22 protein-coding genes are annotated in these 24,620 nt (G+C 63.8%); 1 reads left to right on the forward strand and 21 read right to left on the reverse strand.

Translation table 11 applies throughout. The features are described 5' to 3' along the window. Nucleotides 1–39: 39 nt before the first annotated feature. Nucleotides 40–2,148 (forward strand): excinuclease ABC subunit UvrB, encoded by a 2,109-nt coding sequence (gene uvrB / locus ACWYRN_RS01835; RefSeq protein ID WP_488690878.1) that lies wholly within the window; start codon nt 40–42, stop codon nt 2,146–2,148. A gap of 185 nt (nt 2,149–2,333) precedes the next feature. Here the strand turns inward: uvrB and ACWYRN_RS01840 are convergent, their stop codons facing one another. From ACWYRN_RS01840 to ndk, 21 genes are all read right to left on the reverse strand, one after another. Next, the gene (locus ACWYRN_RS01840; RefSeq protein ID WP_488690879.1) at nt 2,334–2,795 is read right to left on the reverse strand and encodes an RES family NAD+ phosphorylase; all 462 of its coding nucleotides are present in this window, start codon (nt 2,793–2,795) and stop codon (nt 2,334–2,336) included. Nucleotides 2,796–2,970: 175 nt separating this feature from the next. Beyond that, nucleotides 2,971–4,077, reverse strand: a complete 1,107-nt coding sequence (locus tag ACWYRN_RS01845) for a trypsin-like serine protease (protein WP_488690880.1) — start codon at nt 4,075–4,077, stop codon at nt 2,971–2,973. Between the two features lie 188 nt (nt 4,078–4,265). Further along, complete coding sequence (locus ACWYRN_RS01850) at nt 4,266–4,739, reverse strand: FKBP-type peptidyl-prolyl cis-trans isomerase (protein WP_488690881.1); 474 nt, start codon at nt 4,737–4,739, stop codon at nt 4,266–4,268. Nucleotides 4,740–4,852: 113 nt separating this feature from the next. After that, complete coding sequence (locus ACWYRN_RS01855; protein WP_488690882.1) at nt 4,853–6,910, reverse strand: hybrid sensor histidine kinase/response regulator; 2,058 nt, start codon at nt 6,908–6,910, stop codon at nt 4,853–4,855. Next, a complete protein-coding gene (locus ACWYRN_RS01860; protein WP_488690883.1) occupies nt 6,907–7,503 on the reverse strand; it encodes a MarC family protein in 597 nt (198 codons plus the stop codon). The genes ACWYRN_RS01855 and ACWYRN_RS01860 overlap by 4 nt, the downstream gene beginning before the upstream one ends. A 193-nt stretch (nt 7,504–7,696) precedes the next feature. Further along, a complete protein-coding gene (locus tag ACWYRN_RS01865; RefSeq protein ID WP_488690884.1) occupies nt 7,697–8,236 on the reverse strand; it encodes a phosphoribosyltransferase in 540 nt (179 codons plus the stop codon). A 26-nt stretch (nt 8,237–8,262) separates the two neighbouring features. After that, nucleotides 8,263–9,579: an adenylosuccinate synthase gene (locus ACWYRN_RS01870; protein ID WP_229438671.1), complete on the reverse strand. Its 1,317-nt coding sequence runs from the start codon at nt 9,577–9,579 to the stop codon at nt 8,263–8,265. Between the two features lie 3 nt (nt 9,580–9,582). Continuing rightward, the gene (locus ACWYRN_RS01875) at nt 9,583–10,737 is read right to left on the reverse strand and encodes an ATP phosphoribosyltransferase regulatory subunit (RefSeq protein ID WP_488690885.1); all 1,155 of its coding nucleotides are present in this window, start codon (nt 10,735–10,737) and stop codon (nt 9,583–9,585) included. Nucleotides 10,738–11,129: 392 nt separating this feature from the next. Continuing rightward, nucleotides 11,130–12,002 (reverse strand): protease modulator HflC, encoded by an 873-nt coding sequence (gene hflC, locus ACWYRN_RS01880; RefSeq protein WP_488690886.1) that lies wholly within the window; start codon nt 12,000–12,002, stop codon nt 11,130–11,132. Beyond that, on the reverse strand, nt 12,002–13,300 hold the full coding sequence (gene hflK, locus ACWYRN_RS01885; RefSeq protein WP_229438674.1) for an FtsH protease activity modulator HflK: 1,299 nt from the start codon (nt 13,298–13,300) through the stop codon (nt 12,002–12,004). Before hflK ends, hflC begins: the two co-directional genes overlap by 1 nt. 5 nt (nt 13,301–13,305) lie before the next feature. After that, a complete protein-coding gene (gene hflX, locus ACWYRN_RS01890; protein WP_488692760.1) occupies nt 13,306–14,505 on the reverse strand; it encodes a GTPase HflX in 1,200 nt (399 codons plus the stop codon). A gap of 32 nt (nt 14,506–14,537) precedes the next feature. Beyond that, the gene (gene hfq / locus ACWYRN_RS01895) at nt 14,538–14,774 is read right to left on the reverse strand and encodes an RNA chaperone Hfq (protein ID WP_026354376.1); all 237 of its coding nucleotides are present in this window, start codon (nt 14,772–14,774) and stop codon (nt 14,538–14,540) included. 200 nt (nt 14,775–14,974) lie between these two features. Continuing rightward, a complete protein-coding gene (gene der, locus ACWYRN_RS01900) occupies nt 14,975–16,318 on the reverse strand; it encodes a ribosome biogenesis GTPase Der (RefSeq protein ID WP_488690887.1) in 1,344 nt (447 codons plus the stop codon). A 9-nt stretch (nt 16,319–16,327) separates the two neighbouring features. Continuing rightward, nucleotides 16,328–17,482 carry an outer membrane protein assembly factor BamB gene (gene bamB / locus ACWYRN_RS01905; RefSeq protein ID WP_488690888.1) on the reverse strand — a complete coding sequence of 385 codons (1,155 nt, stop codon included), beginning with the start codon at nt 17,480–17,482 and terminating at the stop codon, nt 16,328–16,330. Nucleotides 17,483–17,580: 98 nt separating this feature from the next. Then, nucleotides 17,581–18,237: a YfgM family protein gene (locus ACWYRN_RS01910; protein ID WP_488690889.1), complete on the reverse strand. Its 657-nt coding sequence runs from the start codon at nt 18,235–18,237 to the stop codon at nt 17,581–17,583. Nucleotides 18,238–18,287: 50 nt separating this feature from the next. Continuing rightward, nucleotides 18,288–19,625 (reverse strand): histidine--tRNA ligase, encoded by a 1,338-nt coding sequence (gene hisS / locus ACWYRN_RS01915; protein WP_488690890.1) that lies wholly within the window; start codon nt 19,623–19,625, stop codon nt 18,288–18,290. A gap of 157 nt (nt 19,626–19,782) precedes the next feature. Beyond that, nucleotides 19,783–21,048 carry a flavodoxin-dependent (E)-4-hydroxy-3-methylbut-2-enyl-diphosphate synthase gene (gene ispG, locus ACWYRN_RS01920; RefSeq protein ID WP_488690891.1) on the reverse strand — a complete coding sequence of 422 codons (1,266 nt, stop codon included), beginning with the start codon at nt 21,046–21,048 and terminating at the stop codon, nt 19,783–19,785. A gap of 37 nt (nt 21,049–21,085) precedes the next feature. After that, complete coding sequence (locus ACWYRN_RS01925; protein WP_488690892.1) at nt 21,086–22,072, reverse strand: RodZ domain-containing protein; 987 nt, start codon at nt 22,070–22,072, stop codon at nt 21,086–21,088. Nucleotides 22,073–22,079: 7 nt separating this feature from the next. After that, nucleotides 22,080–22,886, reverse strand: coding sequence for a type IV pilus biogenesis/stability protein PilW (pilW, locus tag ACWYRN_RS01930; protein ID WP_488690893.1), 807 nt, complete (start codon nt 22,884–22,886; stop codon nt 22,080–22,082). A gap of 23 nt (nt 22,887–22,909) precedes the next feature. Beyond that, nucleotides 22,910–24,079 (reverse strand): dual-specificity RNA methyltransferase RlmN, encoded by a 1,170-nt coding sequence (gene rlmN, locus ACWYRN_RS01935; RefSeq protein WP_229438682.1) that lies wholly within the window; start codon nt 24,077–24,079, stop codon nt 22,910–22,912. Nucleotides 24,080–24,167: 88 nt separating this feature from the next. Further along, nucleotides 24,168–24,581: a nucleoside-diphosphate kinase gene (gene ndk, locus ACWYRN_RS01940; RefSeq protein ID WP_229438683.1), complete on the reverse strand. Its 414-nt coding sequence runs from the start codon at nt 24,579–24,581 to the stop codon at nt 24,168–24,170. Nucleotides 24,582–24,620: the final 39 nt, after the last annotated feature.

A 24,620-nucleotide genomic window follows, 5' to 3' on the forward strand; every position in this document is an offset into this window, starting at 1 on the left:
GCCGCAAGCGAATTCCCATTCTAGCAAAGGTCTGAGAACATGGCAGATAAATCCAGTAACCTCGCCATCGCAGCCGGTCCCGAACCGACTGTGATCACCTACCCGAATTCGCCCTTCAAGCTGCACCAGCCCTTCCCGCCGGCAGGCGACCAGCCCACGGCGATCGAAGGCCTGGTCGAAGGCATCGAGGACGGCCTGATGTACCAGACCCTGCTCGGGGTCACGGGTTCCGGCAAAACCTATACGATGGCCAACGTGATTGCCAAGGCTGGCCGTCCGGCGATCGTGTTCGCGCCGAACAAGACCCTGGCGGCCCAGCTGTATTCGGAGTTCCGCGAATTCTTCCCGCAGAACGCGGTCGAGTATTTCGTGTCCTACTACGATTACTACCAGCCGGAAGCCTACGTGCCGCAGCGCGACCTGTTCATCGAAAAGGACTCGTCGATCAACGAGCACATCGAGCAGATGCGCCTGTCGTGCACCAAGTCGCTGATGGAACGGCGCGACGTGATCATCGTCGCCACCGTGTCGGCGATCTACGGTATCGGTAATCCGAACGAATACCACAAGATGATCCTCACGCTGCGCCACAAGGATAAAGTGGCCCAGCGCGACATCATCGCGCGCCTGATCCAGATGCAGTATTCGCGCAACGAGATGGACTTCGGCCGCGGCACCTTCCGCGTGCGCGGCGATACCATCGACATCTTCCCGGCGGAACACGCGGAACTCGCGATCCGGGTCGAGATGTTCGACGACGAAATCGAATCGCTCCAATTGTTCGACCCGCTCACCGGCCGCGTGCGCCAGAAGATCCCGCGCTTTACCGTGTATCCGGGTTCGCACTACGTCACGCCGCGCTCGACCGTGCTGCGTGCGATCGAGTCGATCAAGGCCGAGCTGAAGGACCGCCTGGAAGAATTCCGCCAGCAAAACAAGCTGATCGAGGAACAGCGCCTGGAGCAGCGGACCCGCTTCGACCTCGAAATGATGGCCGAGATCGGTTTCACGAAAGGTATCGAGAACTACTCGCGCCACCTGTCCGGCGCCATGCCGGGCGAGCCGCCGCCGACCCTGGTCGATTACCTGCCGAAGGACGCGATCATGTTCATGGACGAGTCGCACGTGCTGGTAGGGCAATTGTCCGCCATGTACAACGGCGACCGTTCGCGCAAGACGAACCTGGTCGACTACGGCTTCCGCCTGCCGTCGGCGCTGGACAACCGGCCGCTGAAGTTCGAGGAATTCGAAGGCAAGATGCGTCAGACCATTTTTGTTTCCGCCACGCCCGCCGAGTACGAGAAGGCGCATGCCGACAACGTGGTCGAGCAGGTGGTGCGCCCGACCGGCCTGGTCGACCCGGTGCTGATCGTGCGCCCTGCCCTGTCGCAGGTCGACGACCTGATGAGCGAGATCAACGACCGCATCAAGAAGGACGAGCGGGTGCTGGTGACCACGCTGACCAAGCGCATGGCCGAGCAATTGACCGAGTATCTGTCGGACCATGGCATCAAGGTGCGCTACCTGCACAGCGACATCGAGACGGTCGAGCGCGTGGAGATCCTGCGCGATTTGCGCCTGGGTACCTTCGACGTGCTGATCGGGATTAACCTGCTGCGCGAGGGCCTGGACTTGCCGGAAGTGTCGCTGGTGGCGGTGCTCGACGCCGACAAGGAAGGTTTCCTGCGTTCCGAGCGCTCGCTGATCCAGACCATCGGCCGTGCGGCGCGTAACCTGAACGGCGTGGCGATTTTGTACGCGGACCATGTCACCGATTCGATGCGCCGCGCCATCGACGAAACCGAACGCCGCCGCGCCAAGCAGATCGCCTTCAACGAAGCCAACGGCATCACGCCAAAGGGTGTGCAGAAGAAGATCAAGGAGCTGATCGACGGCGTCTACAGCAACGCCGCGCAGAAGGCCATGGTCGAGGGCGTGCACGAGGATGCGGCGACGGCCAAGGTGGAATCGATGAGCGAGAAGCAGATCAGCAAAGAGATCAAGCGCCTCGAGAAGCTCATGGTCGACCACGCCAAGAACCTCGAGTTCGAAAAAGCGGCCCAGGTGCGCGACCAGTTGCATGTGCTCAAGCAGCAGGCGTTCGGGGCGCCAGGGGCGGACAACGTCGTTTCTATGTTGGGCAAGTAAGACGAACGGCGCCGGTGGCGCCGTTTTTTGGCTTCAATGCTTTCGCCTCGCTTCAAGCGATGAGACAGCGTGGACTCGGGAGCCTTTCGTGGCCCGGTCCACCCTACAACATCGGTTTTCGTAGGGTGGACTCCCGAGTCCACGCTGTCTCACCGGCTGATCAACCGCACCGTCGCTTTGACCGGTTACCGCTTGAACATCCTCGGATCAAACCTGAACGACCGCGCCACGCTCAGCTTCACCCCCTCGTACGCATGGTGCGCCGGATTGATCACCAGGTTCACGCCCTCCCCCACGATCACCGACGGCACACGCATGTAAAGGTATTCCCGCTTCTTCAGGAAGGCCGTCCCGAACGCGGTCGCGCTGCCGCCATCCTCGAGCGCATCCCAGCCCTCCGGCAAGTCTTCCGCCTTCACATCCAGCCCCAGCCCGGGATCGTCCGGCAAGTCGATCGCCACCAGCACCAGCGGCTGCTCGTCGATTTCCTCGGTGTGCACGAACTTCTCCAGCACCGCCAGCTCTACCGTCATCGCCGCGTACAGTGCCGGTTGCCCCTCGCTGTGCCAATGCCCGCCGCTTGCGCGCGCCCCCTTGCATTCGCGGTCGAGCGCCGCCTTTTCGATTGCAATTCGCCAAGTTCTCATGGGTACTGTCGTATAGCCAAGTAACGGCTTCAGCATACAACGAGCCCGGCACGCCGCCGAGCACGTATGCAAGGAGGAACATACCCTGCCGAACCGACCATAAAACAAGAGCGGCCCGCAGGCCGCTCTCGTTTTATGCTCTTGCTTCAGGTTCCGGCAAACGCGCCGGACCGGATTATTTCTGCTTGCGGCGGCGTGCTGCGCCACCCAGCATCAGCGCGCCCAGGCCCAGCAGTGCAACGCTGGTTGGTTCCGGCACCAGGGTGATCTTGCCGCCGGTTGCGGTGTACAGGAAGTCCTTGTAGCCGCCCATGATGATGCCGCCGAAGTAGGTACCGAATTGGCCTTCGCCGTACGGCAAGTTGGTGAAGCGGCCGCTGAAGGTGTTGTTCGCCACCAGCATCAGTTCGCCGTACATTTCGATGAACGATGGGCCGCCCGAGTCGCCGCCGCCGATGCCCGATTCGCGGTCGTTCGGCAGGATCGGGGTGCAGACGCCGAAGAAGTCGCAGAAGGTGTCGCGGCCGTCGCCGTCGAAGTCGGCGTAGTAGACTTCCTGGTTGCCGCCTTCAAAGTCCTGCTCGTCGTCCAGTTCGATCAGGTCGACGACGTTTTCGCCGCTGCGCTTGATCGAGAACGATGGGCTGATGTAGTAGCCGTTGGTGCCATCGCCCGAGGTGCCGTAGCCGACCATGGTGATGTGGGTGCCGGCGTTGATCGGGTTGACGGCGACCTTGTAGATCTTGGCGCTGTCCGGTGCATCCTGGCCCAGGGTGATCACGGCGACGTCATCGTTCACGCAGCCGCGGGTGCCGTCCGGGCAGTTATTGAAGCCCTGGTAGTCCTTGTGTACGGCAACTTGCGTCGCGGTGATGATATTGGCGGCAGGGTTGGTGTTGTAGTTGCCGTTGCTGTTGAACAGCACGCGCACGTCGGTGCCCGGCTTTTTCAGGTCGACGTAGGTACCGTTGCCCGTGGTATCGACGCAGTGGCCGGCCGAGACCACCTGGCGCTTGCCCACCAGGGCGCCCGAGCAGATGTAAGATTCGCCGTCGTAACGGATGTTAATGCTGACCACGCCCGAGAACTTCGACGACGGGACGTTCGGATCGACGTGTGCACCCGGGGTGTCCGGCAAGGCGCCCGAAGTGATAGCTGGGGTCACGATCGAGCCAGGCCTGGCGGCGATCGAACCTGCGTGGGCCGCGCCCATGCCAAACATGAAGCCGGCTGCAACCATACCACCAGCGATTTTCTTGAACGACAGATTCCGATTCAGCATTTGTTTTCCTTTTAGTTGACTAGATCTTCTCTTACGGTCGGTCCCAACTCACCGTGTATAAACTGTTTAGCAGAAACTATGCCAGAAGGAAAATAATTCATGGATTCAATATGTTAGCCACCTAACATATCGAAATTGTATCCTGAATGTAAAAATTTCCGACACTCATTATTGAGTGCCGGAAGCGTTTATTTACTGTCTTTCACGTCGACCAGTTCGACGTCGAAGATCAGGTTGGCATTTGGCGGAATCGGACCCGAACCGCGGGCGCCGTAGCCCAGCGGCGACGGGATGATCAGGGTACGCTTGCCGCCGACCTTCATGCCGACCACGCCCTCGTCCCAGCCCTTGATGACCGCGCCCATGCCGAGCGGGAAGGTGAATGGCGCGCCGCCCACCGAGGTGTCGAACTGCGGGCCATGGCCCTGCGGCACCTTGGGCGAGTACAGCCAGCCGGTGTACTTGACGGTGACGGTGTTGCCGCTGGCGGCCTGTTTGCCTTTGCCGACGACGGTGTCGATCTTCTGCAACTGCATGGGCGCCGGGGCGTCGGCCTTGGGTGCCGCGGGCGTCGCGGGCGCCGCCGCGAGGGCCGGTGCGGCGGCCAGGGCGCTGGCGGACAGGGCCAGGGCCAGGCCCAGCACGCGAATGGATGAAGTCATGTGGATTGCCTTTGTAGGGATGGTCTGCACAATTGCTCGGTCAGTCGCCGTCTTGCCTGCTGGCATGGGCGACCGTGTGGGCAGTATTCCCTACTCAGGGGTTTCGCACAAGCTCAGCGTTTTGCCTCCTGAACCTGGGCCAGGATCTCGGTTACCCGGCCGAGGTCGGCGGGTTTCACGAGGTGGTGGTTGAACCCGGCCTCTTCGGCCTGGCGCAGGTCTTCGGGCTGGCCATAGCCGGTCAGGGCCACCAGCACGGTGCCGGCCAGCTCGGGAATGGCGCGCAGCTGGCGCGCCAGCGCATAGCCGTCGGTATCCGGCAAGCCTATGTCGAGCAGCATCACCTGCGGCGGCTCGCGACGTGCCCGCGCCAGGGCGCCGCGGCCGTCGTACTCGACCGACACCGCATGTCCCAGCACTTCCAGCACCGAGCCGAGCAGCTCGGCGGCGTCGCGGTTGTCGTCGACCACCAGCACCCGCAGTTGCGCCTGCTGCTGCGTCTGCTGCGCCTCTTCTGGCGGAGCGGCGGCAGGCTCTCCGGCGTCGCCCATCAGGCGCGGCACGCAGATCTCGAACTCGCTGCCGCCGCCCACGGCCGCGCGCGCATCGACCGTGCCGCCATGCAGCATGATCAGGCTCTTCACGAGGGCCAGGCCGATGCCGAGCCCGCCCTGGGAACGGTCCGGGGTGCGCTCGGCCTGGGTGAACAGGTCGAAGATGTAGGGCAGGACGTCGGGCTCGATGCCGATGCCGTTGTCGGTGACGGTGACCGTCACGCGGTCGCCGTGGGCGGTCACGCGCAGGGCGATCTGCCCGCCCGCGGGCGTGTACTTGGCGGCATTGTTCAGGATATTCGACAGCACCTGCACCAGGCGCGTGCGGTCGCCCAGCACCTGTACCGGCTCGCCCGAGAGCTCCATTGTCAGCGCATGGCGCCTGGCCTCGATCAGCGGGCGCACCTGCTCGAGGGCGCCGGCCACGACCTCGTTCACGTCCAGCTCTTCCTTCTCCAGCGTGACCAGGCCGCGGGTGACGCGCGACACGTCCAGCAAGTCGTTCACCAGGCTGGTCATGTGCTCGGCCTGGCGCGCGATGATCTCGCTGGCGTTGCGCACGCCCTTCGCGTCCAGCGTCCCCATCTTCAGCAGGTGGGCGGCGGTAGTGATCGGCGCCAGCGGGTTGCGCAGCTCGTGCGCCAGCATCGCCAGGAACTGGTCCTTCTGGCGGTTCGCGGCGCGCAGTTCGTCTTCGATCTGCTTGCGCGGGGTAACGTCGCTGCCTTCCACGAAAATGCCGACCACGGTGCCGAAGGGGTCGCGGATCGGTTGGTAGACGAAGTCGACGTACAGCTGTTCGGGCGGCGCGCCCGGCGCACGCACCAGCGTCAACGGCACGGCGTGGCCGACGAAAGGCTCGCCACTGGTGTACACCTGGTCGAGCAGCTCGAAGAAGCCCTGCCCTTCGACTTCCGGCAAGGCTTCGCGCGCCGTCTTGCCGACCAGGTTGCCGCGTCCGATCAATTCGAGATAACTTTTGTTGGTAATCTCAAACACATGTTGAGGACCGCGCAGCACGGCGATGATGCCCGGCGCCTGCTCGAACAGCGTCACCAGGCGCTCGTTTTCTTCCTGGCGGTAGCGCTCGCCCAGTACCTGCTCGGTGGCTTCGACGCAGGCGCAGTACACGCCGCCCACCGCGCCGCTGTCGTCGCGCACGGCCGAATACGAGAAGGTGAACCAGGTCTGCTCGTCGTAGCCGTGGCGGTTCATCAGGAGCGGCAGCTTTTCCCACCAGGTGCCCTCGCCCTGCAGCGCACGCTCGACGATGGGGGCGATGTCGTCCCAGATTTCGCCCCATATCTGTTTGAACGGCGCACCCAGCGAGGCCGGGTGCTTGTCGCCGAGAATTTCGCTATAGGCATCGTTGTACAGGAAGCCGAGCTGTTCGCCCCAGGCCACGAACATCGGGAACTTCGAGTTGAGCATCAGCGCCACCACCGTGCGCAAGGCCTGCGGCCAGCCGGACGGGTGGCCGAGCGTCGAGCGCGACCAGTCGTGGGCGCGCATCATGGCCCCTGTTTCGCCGCCACCGCTGAGGAACATCAGGTCGCGCGCGTCCGGCGCGGCATCCGGTGCAGCGGCGGGCATGAAGGGGGTGCGTGGGTCGCTCATAGGGTCTGGACAAATTCGCGTATGCCGCCGAGCAGCATCTCGACCGACATCGCCGTCAGGATCAGGCCCATCAGGCGCTCGAAGGCGGTCATCACTTGCGGCCCCAGCTTTTGCTGCAGGCGCTCGGCGCTCAGGAACACCGCCAGCCAGACCACGCCCACGGCCGCCAGGGCCGCCACGTGGACCATGGTTTCCGACACCGTCTCCGAGCTGAACAGCAGCACCGTGGCCAGCGCCGAGGGGCCGGCCAGGGCGGGAATTGCCAGCGGCACGATGAAGGGTTCGCCGTGCTCGCTATGACCGAGCACACCGTCCGGATGCGGGAAGATCATGCGGATCGCGATGATCAGCAGGATGACAGCGCCACCGATGCGCAATGCGATCGGGCTCAGGTGCAGGGCCGCCAGGAAATGCTGGCCGAAGAACATGAACACCAGCAGCAGGAGGAAGGCAATCGCGCATTCGCGCACCACGATGCGTGGGCGGCGGTGCAGCGGTGTGTCTTTCAGAGCGGTGGCGAACAAGGGAACGTTGCCGAACGGGTCAGTGACGAGGATGAGGAGGATGAAGGTCTGGAAGAAGCTCTGGGTCATGTTTGTTATTGTTTGTGACGTTCCGGGTGACGCGGTCGAGGCTTTCGTAACAATCTTAACCGATCTGCACCGAGGATATTACCTTGATAACGTGCGGTAACGAATGGGGCAAGAAAAAAGCCAGGGCATCCTGCGACACCCTGGCTCTCTGTCATGCGCAATGACATGGCGGCCCGAGAGCTGCCTCCTGCGATTACTTTTCGAACTTCTTCAGCCACGCCGACAATTGGTGCGGACGCAGGCCGTCGTAGTCTTCGAACGGCTGGTGGATCCACGGGTTGTGCGGCAGGTCTTCCAGGTGGTAGTCCGGCTTGAAGGCCGAGGTGCCCTTTACCCAGATCACGGCCGACTTCACCTCGGTGACGTCTGCGTAGTTGTCGGTCAGGTGCTGGCGTACTTTCTGCAGGGTGACGCCGGAGTCGGCCAGGTCGTCGACCAGCAGGATCTTGCCTTGCAGCGGGCCCTTGGTCATCGTCATGTACTTGGCGATGTCCAGGTTGCCCTGCTTGGTGCCGGCTTCTTCGCGGTAGGAGCTGGTCGACAGGATCGCCAGCGGCACGTCGAAGATGCGCGAGATCACGTCGCCCGGACGCACGCCGCCGCGCGCCAGGCACAGCACCATGTCGAACTTCCAGTTCGATTCATAGACTTGCAGGGCCAGGCGCTCGACCAGGCGGTTGTACTCGTCCCAGGAGACCCACAGGTCCTTGTCGGTCGATGCAGGAGTATTCATTTTTTGATCCTATTTTTATATGGTGCTTACGAAGCAAACGGATGGCGCAGGACGATGGTTTCTTCGCGGTCCGGACCGGTCGAGACCATGTCGACCGGGATGCCGACCAGTTCTTCGATGCGCTTGATGTAGGCGCGGGCATTCGCCGGCAGCTCGTCCATCGATTTCGCGCCGACGGTCGATTCAGTCCAGCCCGGCATTTCTTCGTAGACCGGCTCGCACAGGGCGGCTTCTTCGGCGCCGACCGGGAAGATGTCGACGTCGCGGCCGTTGATCTTGTAACCCGTGCAGAGCTTGAGGGACTCGATACCATCCAGCACGTCCAGCTTGGTCAGGCACATGCCCGACACGCCGTTGATCTGGACCGAGCGGCGCAGCAGCGCGGCGTCGAACCAGCCGCAACGGCGCGCACGGCCGGTCACGGTGCCGAACTCGTGGCCCACGCGCGACAGGTGCTCGCCGACGCCTTCAGCGGTCGACAGTTCCGACGGGAACGGACCCGAACCGACGCGGGTGGTGTAGGCTTTCGTGATGCCCATGATGTAGTGCAGCATGCCAGGACCGACGCCGGCGCCGGCAGCGGCATTGCCGGCCACGCAGTTCGACGAGGTAACGAACGGATAGGTGCCGTGGTCGACGTCGAGCAGCGAACCTTGCGCGCCTTCGAACAGCAGGTGGCCGCCGGCCTTGTGCGCGGCGTACAGTGCCGACGACACGTCGCCAACCATCGGACGCAGGCGCGGCACCAGGGCCATCGCGTCGTCGAAGGTCTTCTGGAAGTCGATCGCTTCGCCGCCCAGGTAGTTCACCAACACGAAGTTGTGGTATTCCAGGTTTTCCTTCAGCTTCTCGGCGAAGCGCTCTTCGTTGAGCATGTCGGCGATGCGGATGGCGCGGCGCGCGACCTTGTCTTCGTAGGCCGGGCCGATGCCCTTGCCGGTGGTGCCGATCTTGTTCTCGCCGCGCTTGGCTTCGCGTGCCTTGTCGATGGCGACGTGGTAAGGCAGGATGACCGGGCAGGCTTCCGAGATTTTCAGGCGCGAGGCGACTTCGAGGCCGGCGGCTTCGAGCTTGTCGATTTCGCGCATCACGTCCGGCACCGAGACGACGACGCCGTTGCCGATGTAGCAGGCCACGCCTTCGCGCATGATGCCCGACGGGATCAATTGCAGTGCGGTTTTCTGGCCCTTGATGACCAGGGTATGGCCGGCGTTATGGCCGCCCTGGAAACGAACGACGCCGGCCGCATGGTCGGTCAGCCAGTCGACGATTTTGCCCTTGCCTTCATCGCCCCACTGGGTGCCGATGACGACGACGTTCTTTGCCACGGTAGTATTTGACATCACTTAACCTAAGTTTTTGAGAATCCAATTTCCATCTTCGAGGACGAGCACGCGGTCGCACTCGAACTCGTCCTGAACATTATCGTGACCCGGCATGGACTGGATCACGACTTCGCCTGCCTTGCGCAGGTCAGCGATTTTTTCGCGCAGCTCCGGCGCGTTGCCCCAGGGGGCGCGGATCGAATGCTTGCGCTCGGCCGTCGGCAGCAGGCGCGCGAGTTCGCGCAAATCCAGCGAGAAGCCGGTGGCCGGACGCGCGCGGCCGAATGCTTCGCCCACGTGGTCGTAACGGCCGCCGCGCGCCACCGCGTTCGGCAGGCCCGGCACATACAGCGCGAACATGGCGCCGCTTTCGTACTGGTAGCCGCGCAAATCGGCCAGGTCGATCGCGACCTCGGCGCGGCCAATGGCGCCAGCGGCCAGCGCCGCCAGTTCGGCCAGGGCGCGGGTGATGCCGGGCAGCGCCGGCAAGACCTCTTTCGCGCGCGCCAGCACCTCGACGTCGCCGTACAGGTTCGGCAGCGCGAGCAGTGCGTCGCGGGTGGCGGGTGCGTAGGCGCGGGTCAGCTCGGCCAGGCCGGGCACGTCTTTCGCGCGCAGCAGCGCGGTGATCTGGGCTTCGTCTTTTTTCGCGGCCGCGTCTTCTGCCAGCAGCGCGCGCAGCACGCCGACGTGGGCCATGTCGAGGCGCACGTCAAGGAAGCCGGCCAGGGCGACCGACGCCAGCGCCAGTTCCTGGATCTCGGCGTCGGCTTCCAGGCCGGCGTGGCCGTAGATCTCGGCGCCGATCTGGATCGGCTCGCGCGTGGCGTGCAGGCCCGACGGACGGGTGTGCAGCACGCTGCCGGCATAGCACAGGCGCGTGACCGAATTACGGTTCAGCAGGTGCGCATCGATGCGGGCGACTTGCGTGGTCATGTCGGCGCGCAGGCCGAGCAGGCGGCCGGACAACTGGTCGATCAGCTTGAAGGTGCGCAGGTCGGTATCCTGGCCGGCGCCGGCGAGCAGCGACTCGACGTATTCGAGCATCGGCGGCATCACCAGTTCGTAACCGTACAGGCGGAAGGTGTCGAGCATCGTGCGGCGCAGATCTTCGATCTTGCGCGCTTCGGACGGCAAGACGTCGGCGATATTCTCGGGCAGAAGCCAGTTCGGCATGGGCAACAGCTAGTGGATTGTTAAGAATGAGGCAATATGGCGCGCTCGAACGTGCGAAGTCAGCGCCGAATCGGCAATTTTACCCGAAAATGCGGCGGGGCTGGCGGTTGATGTTGCTCGATGGGCTTGCGAAGCCTGCGATGTGTTGGCGGATGAGCTAGTCGAGGTGGCTACCGTACGGTGGGCACTCCGTGCCCACGCGAATGCGTGCGTCCCGTTGACGCATTTGGAGCCGCTACCTTGGCTCAATCGCGGGCGGATGCAATAGCGTCGCGTTGGCGCGTCGTTCCGCGTGGGCACGGAGTGCCCACCGTACGGGAAGCCATAGCGCTATGCAGCGGCCACGAAAAAAAACGCCGCGGAGTACGCGGCGTTTTTTTGAGACTGATGGCTTACTTGCTACCCGGATTCTTGAAATACTTGAAGTACTCCGAATTCGAATCGATCACCATCACATCGCCCTGCGCCTTGAAGCTGGCACGATAAGCTTCGAGCGAGCGGTAGAACTTGTAGAACTCCGGATTCTTGCCAAACGCTTCGGCATAGATCGCCGAGGCTTTCGCATCGCCCTCGCCCTTGATCTTCTCGGCTTCGCGGAAGGCTTCGGCCAGGATCACGGTGCGCTGGCGGTCTGCATCGGCGCGGATCTTTTCGCTTTCGGCAGAACCGGTCGAACGCAATTCATTGGCCACGCGAACCCGCTCGGCGCGCATGCGGTCGTAGACCGAGTTGTTGATCTGGTCGATGTAGTCCACGCGCTTCAGGCGTACGTCGACAATGCCGACGCCGATCTGCTTGGCCTCGGCCACGACCTTGTCGCGCACCGCATCCATCACGCGGCCGCGCTCGCCGGAAATCACGTCGCGCACGGTGCGCTTGGTGATCTCGTCGTTCAGGGCCGCCTTGACGATCTGCGACATGCGGTTGCGCGCGGCGCGCTCGTCGCCGTTGAAGCTGACGTAGTACAGGCGCGGCTCGACGATGCGCCATTTCACGAAAGCGTCGACCAGGATGTTCTTCTTCTCGGACGTGATGAAGCGGTCGGCATCCGGCGTATCCAGGGTCAGGATGCGCTTGTCGAGATAGATCACGTTCTGGAACGGTGGCGGCAGCTTGAAGTGCAGGCCCGGCTCGGCGATCACTTCACGCACTTCACCGAGGGCGAAAACGATCGCGAAGCGGCGCTGGTCGACCACGAACACGGTCGAGGACAGCAGCATCAGGGCAATGAAGCCCGCCACGAAAATGGTTACGAGGCGGCTCATCAACGGCTCTCCCTGTCACGTGAAGTATCGCGGCTGCGCGAGTCGCGCTGGCGCACCGCTTCGATGTTTTGCATGACTTCCTGCGAAGTCGACGAGGTTTCCTGCGTGGTCTGCGGCTGCACCGGACCCGAGTGCGCGCGGCCGACATTCGCGTCGTTCGCGGCCACCTGGGCCACCAGCTTGTCCAGCGGCAGGTACAGCAGGTTGGAGCCCGACTTGGCGTCGACCATCACCTTCGTGGTGTTGCTGAAGATCGATTGCATGGTGTCGAGGTACATGCGGTCACGGGTCACGCCCGGGGCCTTGGCGTACTCGGCCACCACCTGGTTGAAGCGCGAAGCGTTACCGGTCGCGTTTTCGATGACCATCGAGCGGTAGGCGGAAGCGTCTTCCAGCAGGCGGTTGGCGGCGCCGCGGGCACGCGGGATCACGTCGTTGGCATAGGCCTGGCCTTCGTTGCCGGCGCGTGCGCGGTCCTGGCCGGCTTTCACGGCATCATCAAAAGCGCTCTGCACCTGCTCCGGCGGCTGCACGTTCTGCATGGTGACGTTGGTGATCAACACGCCCAGCTTGTAGCGGTCGACGATGGCCTGCATCATGGTGTGCACGTCGACGGCCACCTTTTCGCGGCCTTCGTACAGCACGAAGTCCATCTTGCTCTTGCCCACCACTTCGCGCACCGCCGTTTCGGCGATCTGGTGCACGCTGGTGTCCTGGTCGCGGTTGTTGAAGACCCAGGCAACCGGGTCCTTCAGGGTGTACTGCACCGCGAACTGGATATCGATGATGTTTTCGTCGTCGGTCAGCATCAGCGCTTCGGCCGGCTGCTTGTTGCGCACGTTGTCGCGGTAGCCGATTTCGGCGGTGCGCACCTGCGAGACGTTGACGGTTTCGTGGGCCTGGATCGGGGCCGGCCAGCGCCAGTTGAAGCCGGCGCCGGTGGTATGGCTCAGGCGGCCGAAGGTGGTGACCACGCCGACCTGGCCTTCCTGGACGATAAAGGCGCCGCTGGCGAGCCAGATCAGCACGACGATGAAACCGATCACGGTGGCCGTGATGCCGGCGCCCCGCCCTTCCGAGCGGTACGGCCCGCCGGCGTCGCCGCCGTTGTTGCCGCGCCCGCCGAACAGGCGGTTCAGGCGCGCATTGAAGTCGCGCCACATCTGGTCGAGATCGGGCGGACCTTCACCCGGACGGCGGCCCTCCTGGGCCTTGGGGTCGCGCTTGGGATTGTTGCCCCAGCGTGGATCGTTCAGCGACAGTTTGACGCCGAAACGTTTAAGTAAGGAAACGAGCATAGGCTTTATTGGGGCCCGACAGGGGTGGAGGTTGGAATACGGTCGCCGAGGTCGTCGTCGGAATCGTCGGGGGAGTCATCGTCGGATGCATTCGGCACGGCATCGTCCTGCTCTTCGTTTTCAGGGCTCGAACCGCGCGCGGAGCCTGCCGCCTCGACGATGGCATCGCGCAGCAAATCGAGGCCGGCGCCACTGCGGGCGCTGATAAAAACGCGGCTGATTTTATCATATTCATCACGTTCGACCCCGGGCTGGAGGTCGGCCGCATCAATCTTGTTCCACACAAGGATTTGCGGAATATGGTCGGCGCCGATTTCGCGCAGGACGTCGTTGACCTGCTCGATCTGCTCCATGCGCACCGGCGAGGAACCGTCGACCACGTGCAGCAGCAGGTCGGCGTGGATGGTTTCTTCCAGGGTGGCGCGGAAAGCGGCCACCAGCTGGTGCGGCAGTTCGCGCACGAAGCCGACGGTGTCGGAAATCACCACGCTGCCGACCTCGTCGTTGAGGTAGAGGCGGCGGCTGGTGGTATCGAGCGTGGCGAACAACTGGTTTGCCACATACACGCCGGCCTTGGTGAGCGTATTGAACAGGGTCGACTTGCCGGCATTCGTGTAGCCGACGAGCGAGACCGAGAAGGTCTGGTTGCGGCCGCGCTGGCGGCGCTGGGTCTCGTGCTGCTTGCGCAACTTGACCAGCCGGGCACGCAGGGCCTTGACGCGTTCGCCGATCAGGCGGCGGTCGGTCTCGAGCTGGGTTTCGCCGGGACCGCGCAGGCCGATACCGCCCTTCTGGCGTTCCAGGTGGGTCCAGCCGCGGATCAGGCGCGTGGCCAGGTGCTGCAGCTGGGCCAGCTCCACTTGCAGCTTACCCTCGTGGCTCTTGGCGCGCTGGGCGAAGATGTCGAGGATCAGGCTGGTGCGGTCGATGACGCGGCGGTTCAGGCGGCGTTCGAGGTTACGCTGCTGGGCAGGCGACAGGGCGTGGTTGAAGATGACGATGTCGGCATTGTCGACGGTCGCCGCCTGGGCGATTTCGTCGGCCTTGCCGCTGCCGACAAAATAGGCAGGATCGGGGGCGGAGCGTTTTGCGGTGATCGTGGTGATCGGCTCCGCGCCGGCCGAGCGCGCCAACAAGGCGAGCTCTTCGAGACTGGCGCTGAAGTCGACAGCGCCAAAATCGATGCCGACCAGCGCGGCGCGCATGGTACTTGTACCGAGGGCGTCAGCCATCGGCCTTACTCAGCTTCGGAATCGAGGTTGAGATTGACGGCGCGAGCCGGCACGACGGTGGAAATGGCATGCTTATAGACCATTTGGGTGACGGTGTTGCGGAGCAGGACGACGTACTGGTCGAAGGACTCGATGTGGCCCTGCAGTTTGATCCCGTTGACCAGGTAGATCGAGACAGGGACGTGCTCTTTGCGCAAGGCATTGAGGAATGGGTCTTGTAACAGTTGCCCTTTGTTGCTCATAACAGCTCCGTAATGTTGTTGTAGTTTAAAAATTGGAGGCTAATGCCGCCTTTTCAAGTGGACGGGGCAAGATTCAGCTGTGCGAACGATGGCCTGCAGTTACTGTAACCTGTTTTACCCTTTTTTGTCGTACTGCTAGGCTTAAGAAAACATTAAACCCAGCAATACGTCCGCATGGAAAGGCGATTATCCGGAAAGGATTATCCTTCGCGCTTATCGAAAGGATTTTTACCGCTGCGCAGTTCGATGCGCAGTGGCGTGCCGATCAGGCTGAAGGTGTCGCGGAAGTGCTTTTCCAGGTAGCGTTTATACGGTTCCGTCACGCCATCGAGGGCATTGCCGTGGATGACGATGACCGGCGGATTCTGGCCGCCCTGGTGGGCGTAGCGCATCTTCGGACGGGTGCCGCCCTTGCGCTTCGGTTCCTGCTTCTCGATCGCTTCTTGCAGCGCGCGGGTCAGGCGCGGGGTCGACAGGTTCGCCGTGGCCGCCGCGTAGGCCGCATCGACCGATTTCATCAGCTGCGACACGCCGCTGCCCTTCAGCGCCGAGATGAACTTCATGTCGGCAAAGCCGAGGAAGTCGAGCTTGCGGTCGATGTCGTTCTTCACCTGGTCGCGCTGGTCGCTGGTCAAACCATCCCACTTGTTGACGGCCACCACCAGCGCCCTGCCCGACTCCAGGATGAAGCCGGCGATGTGCGCATCCTGCTCGGAGATGTCTTGCTGGGCATCGAGCATCAGCACGACCACGTTCGCTTCCGACACCGATTGCAGGGTCTTCACGACCGAAAACTTCTCGATGGCTTCGAACACCTTGCCACGGCGGCGGATACCGGCGGTGTCGATCAGGGTGTACTGCTTGCCGTCGCGCTCGAACGGCACTTCGATCGAGTCGCGGGTGGTGCCCGGCATGTCGAAGGCGATCACGCGCTGCTCGCCGACCAGGGTGTTGATCAGGGTCGACTTGCCGACGTTCGGACGGCCGACCAGGGCGATCTTCACGCCGCGGTCCGCCGGCTCCAGTTCTTCCTCGTCGCTTGGGCGCTGGGCAAAGGCCATGTCGAGCGCTTCGTTGACCAGGTCGGTCACGCCGTCGCCGTGGGCCGCGGAGATCACATACGGATCGCCCATGCCCAGCTCGTAGAACTCGGCGGTGACCGAGGTGTACTTCATGCCCTCGGACTTGTTAATGACGAGCATGACCTGGCGTCCGGACTTGCGCAGGAAGTCGGTAATGGTCTTGTCGTGCGGGGTCAGGCCCTGGCGGCCGTCGACGATGAAGACGACGATGTCGGCTTCGGCCACGGCCTGCTTCGTCTGCAGGGCCATCTCGTGCATGATGCCTTCCTTGGCCACCGGCTCGAAACCGCCGGTATCGATGACCAGGAAGGGCCGCTCGCCGATACGCCCCTCGCCGTAGTGGCGGTCGCGCGTCAGGCCAGGGAGGTCGGCCACCAGCGCGTCGCGCGAACGGGTCAGGCGGTTGAAGAGGGTCGACTTTCCGACGTTCGGGCGACCAACGAGTGCAATTACCGGCTTCATGTATTTATTCTATTCGACCGCGATGGCGGCCACAGTTCCATTTTGTGTTTGAAAAATCAGGTTACTTCCGGCCACCAGGGGCGTGCCGCTGACGGCGCCGCCGTCGAGGGCCAGACGCGCCAGCATGCTGCCTTCTTCGCGCGACAGGAAGTGGATGTAACCCTGGTAGTCGCCGACCGCGACCGCGCGGCCGTAGGACAGCGGAGTCGACAGGCCGCGGAAGGCCAGCTTGTCGTTCTTCCAGACGCTGGCGCCGCTGTCGCGGGCGAACGCATGGACGGCGCCCTTGTCGTCGGCGGCGAAGACGAAGCGCTGGTCCACGGCCACGCCCACTTCCGAGGACAGGTCGCGGTTCCAGCGCGGCGAACCCGAGGCCAGCTCGAAGCAGGCCACGCGGCCCTGGTAGGACACGGCGCAGACGTCGGATTCGAAGATCACCGGGGCGCCGCCGATGTCGGTCACGCGTTCGAGTTCGGTGGCGCCGCGGGCGACGCCGACTTCGACTTCCCAGCGCGGTGCGCCGGTGGCCAGCAGGAAGGAAGTGAGCTTGCCGGCCGGCTGGGCCACGACCACGTCTTTTTCGTACACCACCATGCCCGGCGCATTGCGCAGGGTCAGCGGCGGCGACGGACGCTGCACGGTCCATTTCTTTTCGCCGGTGGCGGCGTCGATGCCGACCACGCGGTTGTCGATCGAGCGCGCCACGACCATGCCCTGGCCGACGGCCGGTGCGGACAGGATCTCGCTCGACAGCTGGGTCTTCCAGAGCGCCTTGCCGTCCATGTCGAAGGCCATCAGCACGCCCTTGGCGGCGCCGACGACGATCACGTTGCCGTCGGTGCCGACGCCGGCGGTCAGGTCCGAGCCGGCCTTGATGCGCCACATCGGGCGGCCGTCGGCCGCCTCGACGCGGGCGATGTTGCCCTCGGCGCTGGCCACGACCAGGGTGTTGCCGGCCAGCGCAGGCGAGAACTGGTAGCCCTTGGCCTTGCCGATGTCGAGCTTCCATGCGGTGCGCACGGCCATCGACGCCTTCAGTTCTTCCAGCTTGGCCGGCTCGTTGGTCTTGTCCTTCGAGGAGAAGGGATTGAGCGAACTCAAGGTCGAGCAGCCCGTCATCAGGGCCAGGACACCGACACCAACCAGCTTACGGGTAATACGCATATTCTTTTAGCCTTGTTCTTAGTCTGAAGTCTGAACTGTATAAAGCCGCAAAGCCCGCCCCCGCCAGGAAGGCGGACGCGGGCCGTATCCGACGACGATTACGCTGCTGCCTTCGGCGCTTCCGGAGCGGTGCCGCCGATGGCTTCGAGCTTGATGCGCACCAGCTGGCTGCCCGGATGCTTCGGCCCCATGGCGGCCAGGGCGGCAACGTAGGCATTGCGCGCGTCGGCGATCTTGTTCTGCGCGACCAGCACGTCGCCCTTGCGATCCTGCACTTCGGCGGCGAATTGCGGCAGGAACTTTTCGTTCAGCAGCTTCATGGCGCCGTCGTAGTTCTTTTCGTCCAGCAGCACGCCGGCCAGGCGCAGCTTCGCAACCGACTGGTACTCGTCGTTGCCATTGTCGACCACCCATTGCAGCTGGGTCCTGGCGGTCTTCAGGTCGTTCGCCTCGAAGGCGGCCTTGGCGGCGGCCAGGGCGCTCATCTGTGCGTAGGCGGTGCGCTTGAACTTGTCCTGGATGTCGGCGGCGATGCGCTGGGCCTTGGCGTTGTCGTTGGCGATGACGGCCTCGGTCAGGGTGTCGTACAGGGCCGAGGCTTCGACCGACGACTTGCGCTGATGCTGGTTCCAGAAGTTATAGGCGGCGAAAGAGCCGAGCGCGATGATCAGCACCCAGGTGATCAGGTTGCCGTACTTGGACCAGAAAGCCTTGAAAGTGGCTATCTGTTCTTGTTCTTCGAGGTCGTATGCCATGGTCGTTCGTCTGTCTGATAGTTATCGATGGATGACTGCTTCGCTACTGCTTACGGGTGGTAATGCACGTGATCGTGGTCGTGGTCATGCTCGCCGATGATGGCGTCGACCACGTGGTCGACCACGGCGTCGAAGGCGACGCTGGCCTGCTGCTGCTCGCCGGCTGCCCCGCGCAGCGACTTCACGGCTGCCACGTTGTTGGCCACTTCGTCTTCGCCGAGGATGACGGCAAAGGCGGCGCCGCTGGCGTCGGCCTTCTTCATCTGGCTCTTGAAGCTGCCCGCACCCGCCGGCGTTGCGCAATGTAGCACAACATCCAGGCCGGCATCGCGGAATCGTTCGGCCAGGATGAAGGCCTGCACCTGCGCTTCTTCGCCCTGGTGCACCATGTAGACGTCGCACTGGCTCGGCGTGGCCGGCTCGCCCAGGCCTTTCATCAGCTCGACGATGCGCTCGATGCCCATCGCGAAACCGACGCCCGGCGTATGCTTGCCGCCGAAGGTTTCGATCAGCGGATCGTAGCGTCCGCCCGCGCAGATCGTGCCCTGCGAGCCCAGCTCGTCGGTGACCCACTCGAAAACGGTGCGGTTGTAGTAATCGAGGCCGCGCACCAGGCGCGGGTTCACGGTGTACTGGACGTTGTTACGGTCGAGCAGTTTTTTCACGCCGTTGAAGTGGGCCAGCGATTCTTCGCCAAGATACGACAGCAGTTGCGGCGCGCCGTTCACCATCTCCTGCATGGCCGGGTTCTTGGTGTCGAGGATGCGCAGCGGGTTGCTGTGCAGGCGGCGCTGGGCTTCGGCGTCGAGCACGTTGCTGTGCTGTTCGAAGTAGGCGATCAAATCGGCGCGGTGGCGGTTACGCTCGTCGGCATTGCCGATCGAGTTCAGTTCCAGGCGCACGTTCTGCAGGCCGAGGTCATCCCACAGGCGGCGGCACAACATGATCAGTTCCGCATCGATGTCCGGGCCGGCAAAGCCGACGGCTTCGGCGCCGAACTGGAAGAACTGGCGGTAGCGGCCGCGCTGCGGACGTTCGTGGCGGAACATCGGGCCCTTGTACCAGAGACGCTTCGGGCCTTCGTAGACCAGGTTGTGCTCGATGACGGCGCGCACCACGCCGGCCGTGCCTTCAGGACGCAGGGTCAGCTGGTCGCCGTTCATCGAGTCTTCGAAGGAATACATTTCCTTTTCGACGATGTCGGTCACGGCGCCGATCGCGCGCGCGAACAGGCGGGTTTCCTCGACGATCGGGGTGACGATCTTCTGGTAGCCGTAGCTTTTCAGGATCGTTTCGGCGGTGTTCTCGAACAGTTCCCACAGCGGTGCGTCGGCTGGGAGGATGTCGTTCATGCCTTTGATGGCATTGATTTTTTCTGGTTTGGACATGTTATTTTGCTCTGCTATCCGCGCTACCGCGGTGGGTTCTGCTTTTGTAGGGTGGGCTCTTGAGCCCACGCGGTACGGCATGCGATCTGTCGAACCGCCTCACATGGTGCGGTATTCAACAGTACGACCGCGTGGACACAGGTGTCCACCCTACGTTTTAGCCAACGATTTCGGTTTGTTTGCCGTAATTCTTTTTCACGTAATCCAGCACGATGGTCTGGAACTCATCGACGATCCGCTCGCCGCGCAGCGTGGCAACCTTCTGCCCATCGACGAACACCGGCGCCGCCGGCGATTCGCCGGTGCCCGGCAAACTGATGCCGATGTTCGCGTGCTTCGATTCGCCCGGCCCGTTGACGATGCAGCCCATCACGGCCACGTTCATCGCTTCCACGCCCGGATACAGCTTCTTCCATTCCGGCATCGAGTCGCGCAGGAAGGTCTGGATGTTGTCGGCCAATTCCTGGAACACGGTCGAGGTGGTACGGCCGCAGCCCGGGCAGGCGATCACCATCGGCGTGAACTTGCGCAGGCCCATGGTCTGCAGGATTTCCTGCGACACCACGACTTCCTTCGTGCGGTCGCCGCCCGGTTCCGGCGTCAGCGACACGCGGATGGTGTCGCCGATGCCTTCCTGCAGCAGCACGGACAAGGCCGCGGTCGAGGCGACGATGCCCTTGCTGCCCATGCCGGCCTCGGTCAGGCCCAGGTGCAGCGGGTAGTCGCAGCGGCGCGCCAGTTCGCGGTACACCGCGATCAGGTCCTGCACCGCCGACACCTTGCACGACAAAATGATCTTGTCCTTCGCCAGGCCGACTTCCTCGGCGCGCACGGCGTTCTCGATGGCCGAGGTGATCAGGGCTTCGTACATCACGGCCTGGGCGCTGAACGGGTTCGCGCGCGCGGCGTTCGCATCCATGATGCGCGCCAGCAGGCTTTGATCCAGGCTGCCCCAGTTGACGCCGATGCGCACCGGCTTGTCGTGCTTGATCGCGACTTCGATCATCTGGGCGAACTGGGTGTCGCGCTTGGCGCCCTGCCCCACGTTGCCGGGATTGATGCGGTACTTCGACAGCGCGGCCGCGCATTCCGGGAAGTCGCGCAGCAGGATGTGGCCGTTATAGTGGAAGTCCCCCACGAGGGGGACATCCACCTCCATCCTGTCGAGCTGTTCGCGGATCGCCGGCACGGCGGCGGCGGCTTCCGGCTTGTCGACGGTCAGGCGCACCATCTCGGAACCGGCGCGCGCCAGCTCCTTGATCTGGATGGCGGTGCCGATCACGTCGGCGGTGTCGGTGTTGGTCATCGACTGCACCACCACCGGGGCGTCGCCACCGATCCAGACCTTGCGCGCGCCGTGCTGGACCAGCACGCGGCGGCTGGCGCGGCGCGCCATCGGACCGGAAGGAATAGGCAAATTCATGGCGTTCATGCTGTGTTCCCGATTATCTGTTCAGTACTTATTTGATCGTAACGCGCGAAATCGTCTTGCCCGGCACCTGCGGCAGCGCGACGGCGGCGCCGCGCAGCGTGGCCGTGACGGCGCTCGGATTGCCGACCACCAGGGTTGCCGTGCCCGGCACCTCGACAGTCTCGGTGCTGCCGGCCTTGACCAGGCGCGAAATCAGCGCGCGGCCACCTTGCGGACGCACTTCGATCCAGGAATCCTCGCGCACGCTCAGCACCAGGGTGTTGGCGCCCGCGGCCGCGACAGGAGCGGCGGCGCCAGGCGCCGTGACGACTGCCGCAGGCGCATTCGCGGCCGGCGCGGTCGCGGCAGGCGCCGCCGGTACATTCGCTGCGGGCGGCGTGGCGGCATTCCCGGCCGGCGCGGTTGCCGGTGCAGTCGCGGGCGTATTCGCCGGCGCTGCGCCGTTCGCATCGCCCGGCGCCGGCACCGAGATCAGCGGCACGGCCGGGTCGTGGGCCGGGGCGACAGGACCGACGGCGCCGTCGGCCGGCACGGTCGGTACGGCGTCGGCCGTGGCATCGCTGCCAGGCAGCTTGATCAGGCCGAAATTCCAGGCGGCGCCGGCGGCGGCAGCCACCACGACGACGGCGGCGATCCAGCCCAGCGGCAGGCTGGAGCGCTTGCCATGGGTCGGGAAGCGCGAATGCGAGAACGAGGTCGGACGCTCGCGGCGCGCGGCGGCGTCAGTGTCCGCGACAACCGGTTCGTCGATCTTGACCATCGCCACCAGCGGCGCCGGGTCGAGGCGCACGATCTTGGCGTAGGCGCGCACGAAGCCGCGCGTCACGGCGGGGCTGGGCAGTGCGGCATAGTCGCCGGCCTCGATCGCCACCACCTGGCGCACCGCCAGCTTGAGCTGTTCAGCTACCTGCTCGACGCTCCAGCCCATCGCTTCGCGCTGTGCGGCGAGGGTGGCGCCAGGATGGCTGTGGTGGTTGGCCGGCGTGGCGCCCTGGTCTGCGCGCTCTGAAGTCATTGTCGTCTCACTCATCGAATGCCCCGCGCTCGTACGCCGCGAATTCGGGCGAGCCCGGGAAGCGCCGCCGCAGCTGCGCCAGCAGGCTGGCTTCGTTCGCGCGTTCGCCGGTCTTGCGGCCGACCCGGATGGCCAGCCACAAGGCGTCGGCGGACAGGGTGTCGAGGGTCGACACGTCCGTCAGGCGGTGTATGAAAAAACCGGCGCGTTCGTAGTCGCGCCGCTCGTAGTACACCCGCGCCAGGCCGGCGCTGGTGGCCGGCAGGTTCGGGTTGTAACGCAGCGCATTGAGCAGGTAGCGCTCGGCCGCGTCGATATTATTTGTCTTCAGGCTGCACTGCCCGGCGTTCACCATGGCGCTCACCGGCGTGCGGTAGGCGGGATTCGCGATCGCGGCCTCGAAATGGCGCATCGCCTCGGCCGGGCGGTTGGCGCGCTGGCACAGGAAGGTGCCGTAGTTGTTGGCGAGCTCGGGATTGCGCGGCGCGAGGCGCAGCGCGTGCTGGTAGTTTTCTTCCGCGAGCGGCAATTCGTTCATCGCGGTGTAGATCAGGGCCCGTACGCCATAGGCGTCGGCATAGTCGCCGTTGGCGGCGATCGCCTTCTTGATCTCGTCGAGGGCGATCTCGTACTTGCCGTCCTGGTAGTACTCGACCGCCAGCTGCAGGCGGATCGCAGCGCGCTTCTCGGCCTGGGTCTGGTCGGAGGCGGTTTTCAGTTCCGTCGTGGAGCCGCCATTGCTTGTATTTGCACAGGCCGTCAGCAGGCACAGGGCAAGCGCAGCCGCCATGCGGATGCCCCCTGCCCTGTTCATGCCCGCGCCTGCCTGTGCGCCGATCAAGAAGGAATCTCCACGATGCGGCCGAAGTCGGCGCCGAACTTCTTCTGGTACTCGGCCATCTTTTCCATGCGCTCGGCCACGCGGGTGCGGTCCTTGACCTCGCCGGCCAGCTGGCCGCAGGCGGCGTCGATGTCGTCGCCGCGCGTCTTGCGCACGGTGGTCACGATGCCGGCGTTCATCAGCACTTCGGCAAAGGCCTTGATGCGCGGGTTCTTCGAGCGGAACAGGCCGGATTCCGGGAAAGGATTGAACGGAATCAGGTTGAACTTGCAGTTCACGCCGACTTCCGGATCGTTGACCAGGGCGATCAGTTCGCGCGCATGCTCGTCGCTGTCGTTGAAGTTATCGAGCATGCAGTACTCGAAGGTGATGAAGTCGCGCGGTGCGAATTCCAGGTAGCGCTTGCAGGCGGCCAGCAGTTCGCGCAGCGGATACTTCTTGTTCAACGGCACCAGGATGTCGCGCAGCGCGTCGTTCGAGGCGTGCAGCGACACGGCCAGGGCCACGGGCACGTCTTGCGCCAGCTTGTCGATGTTCGGCACCACGCCCGAGGTCGACAGGGTCACGCGGCGGCGCGACAGGCCGTAGGCGTTATCGTCGAGCATCAGCTTGAGCGCGGTGGCGGTCGGCTCGTAGTTCAGCAACGGCTCGCCCATGCCCATCATGACCACGTTGGTGATCTGGCGTTCGCCTTTCGGGCCGGGCTCGATGCCCTTGGTGCGGCGCAGCTCGAACTCGGCCATCCACAACTGGCCGATGATCTCGGCCACGGTCAGGTTGCGGTTGAAGCCCTGCTTGCCGGTCGAGCAGAAGCGGCAGTTGACGGCGCAGCCGGCCTGGGTGGAGATGCACAGCGTGCCGCGGTTTTCTTCCGGGATGAACACGGTTTCCACGGCGTTGCCGTTGCCGACGTCGACCAGCCACTTGCGGGTGCCGTCGCTCGAGGTGTTGTCGCTGATGATGGCCGGCGAGCGCACCTCGGCGCGGGTTTTCAGTTTTTCGCGCAGCGACTTGGCGAGGTCCGTCATGTCGTCGAAATTGCTGGCGCCGAACTGGTGTATCCAGCGTTGCAACTGCTTTGCGCGGAACGGCTTCTCACCCAATTCAGCGCAGTAAGCGACGAGTTGCGCGGGATCGAAGTCCAGCAGGTTGGTGAGAGTCGTCATGGTGTTCTGGTGTACTGTATGAAAAATAAAACGAACCCCGCTCGCCGGGCCTGAGGCATGGGCGAGCGGTGCTTGGTGCCGACAGCGATTACTTCAGTTCTGGGAAGAAGTAAGCGATTTCGACTTGTGCGGCTTCGACAGCATCCGAACCGTGCACGGCGTTGGCATCGATCGAATCGGCGAAGTCGGCGCGGATGGTGCCTTTTTCAGCTTTCTTCGGATCGGTCGCGCCCATCAGGTCGCGGTGTGCCAGGACGGCGTTCTCGCCTTCCAGAACCTGGATCATGACTGGACCCGAGACCATGAAGGTGACCAGGTCGTTGAAGAAGCCGCGCTCCTTGTGGGCAGCGTAGAAGCCTTCAGCCTGCTCGCGCGACAGCTGGGTCATACGGGCTGCGACGATCTTCAGGCCAGCGTTTTCGAAACGGCTATAGATTTGGCCGATCACGTTTTTTGCAACTGCGTCTGGTTTGATGATCGACAGGGTGCGTTCGATTGCCATGTAAAAACTCCAATAAAAAGAAAGGTTTAAATCGAGAAG

This window comes from Massilia sp. BAP21 (genome assembly GCF_057801335.1).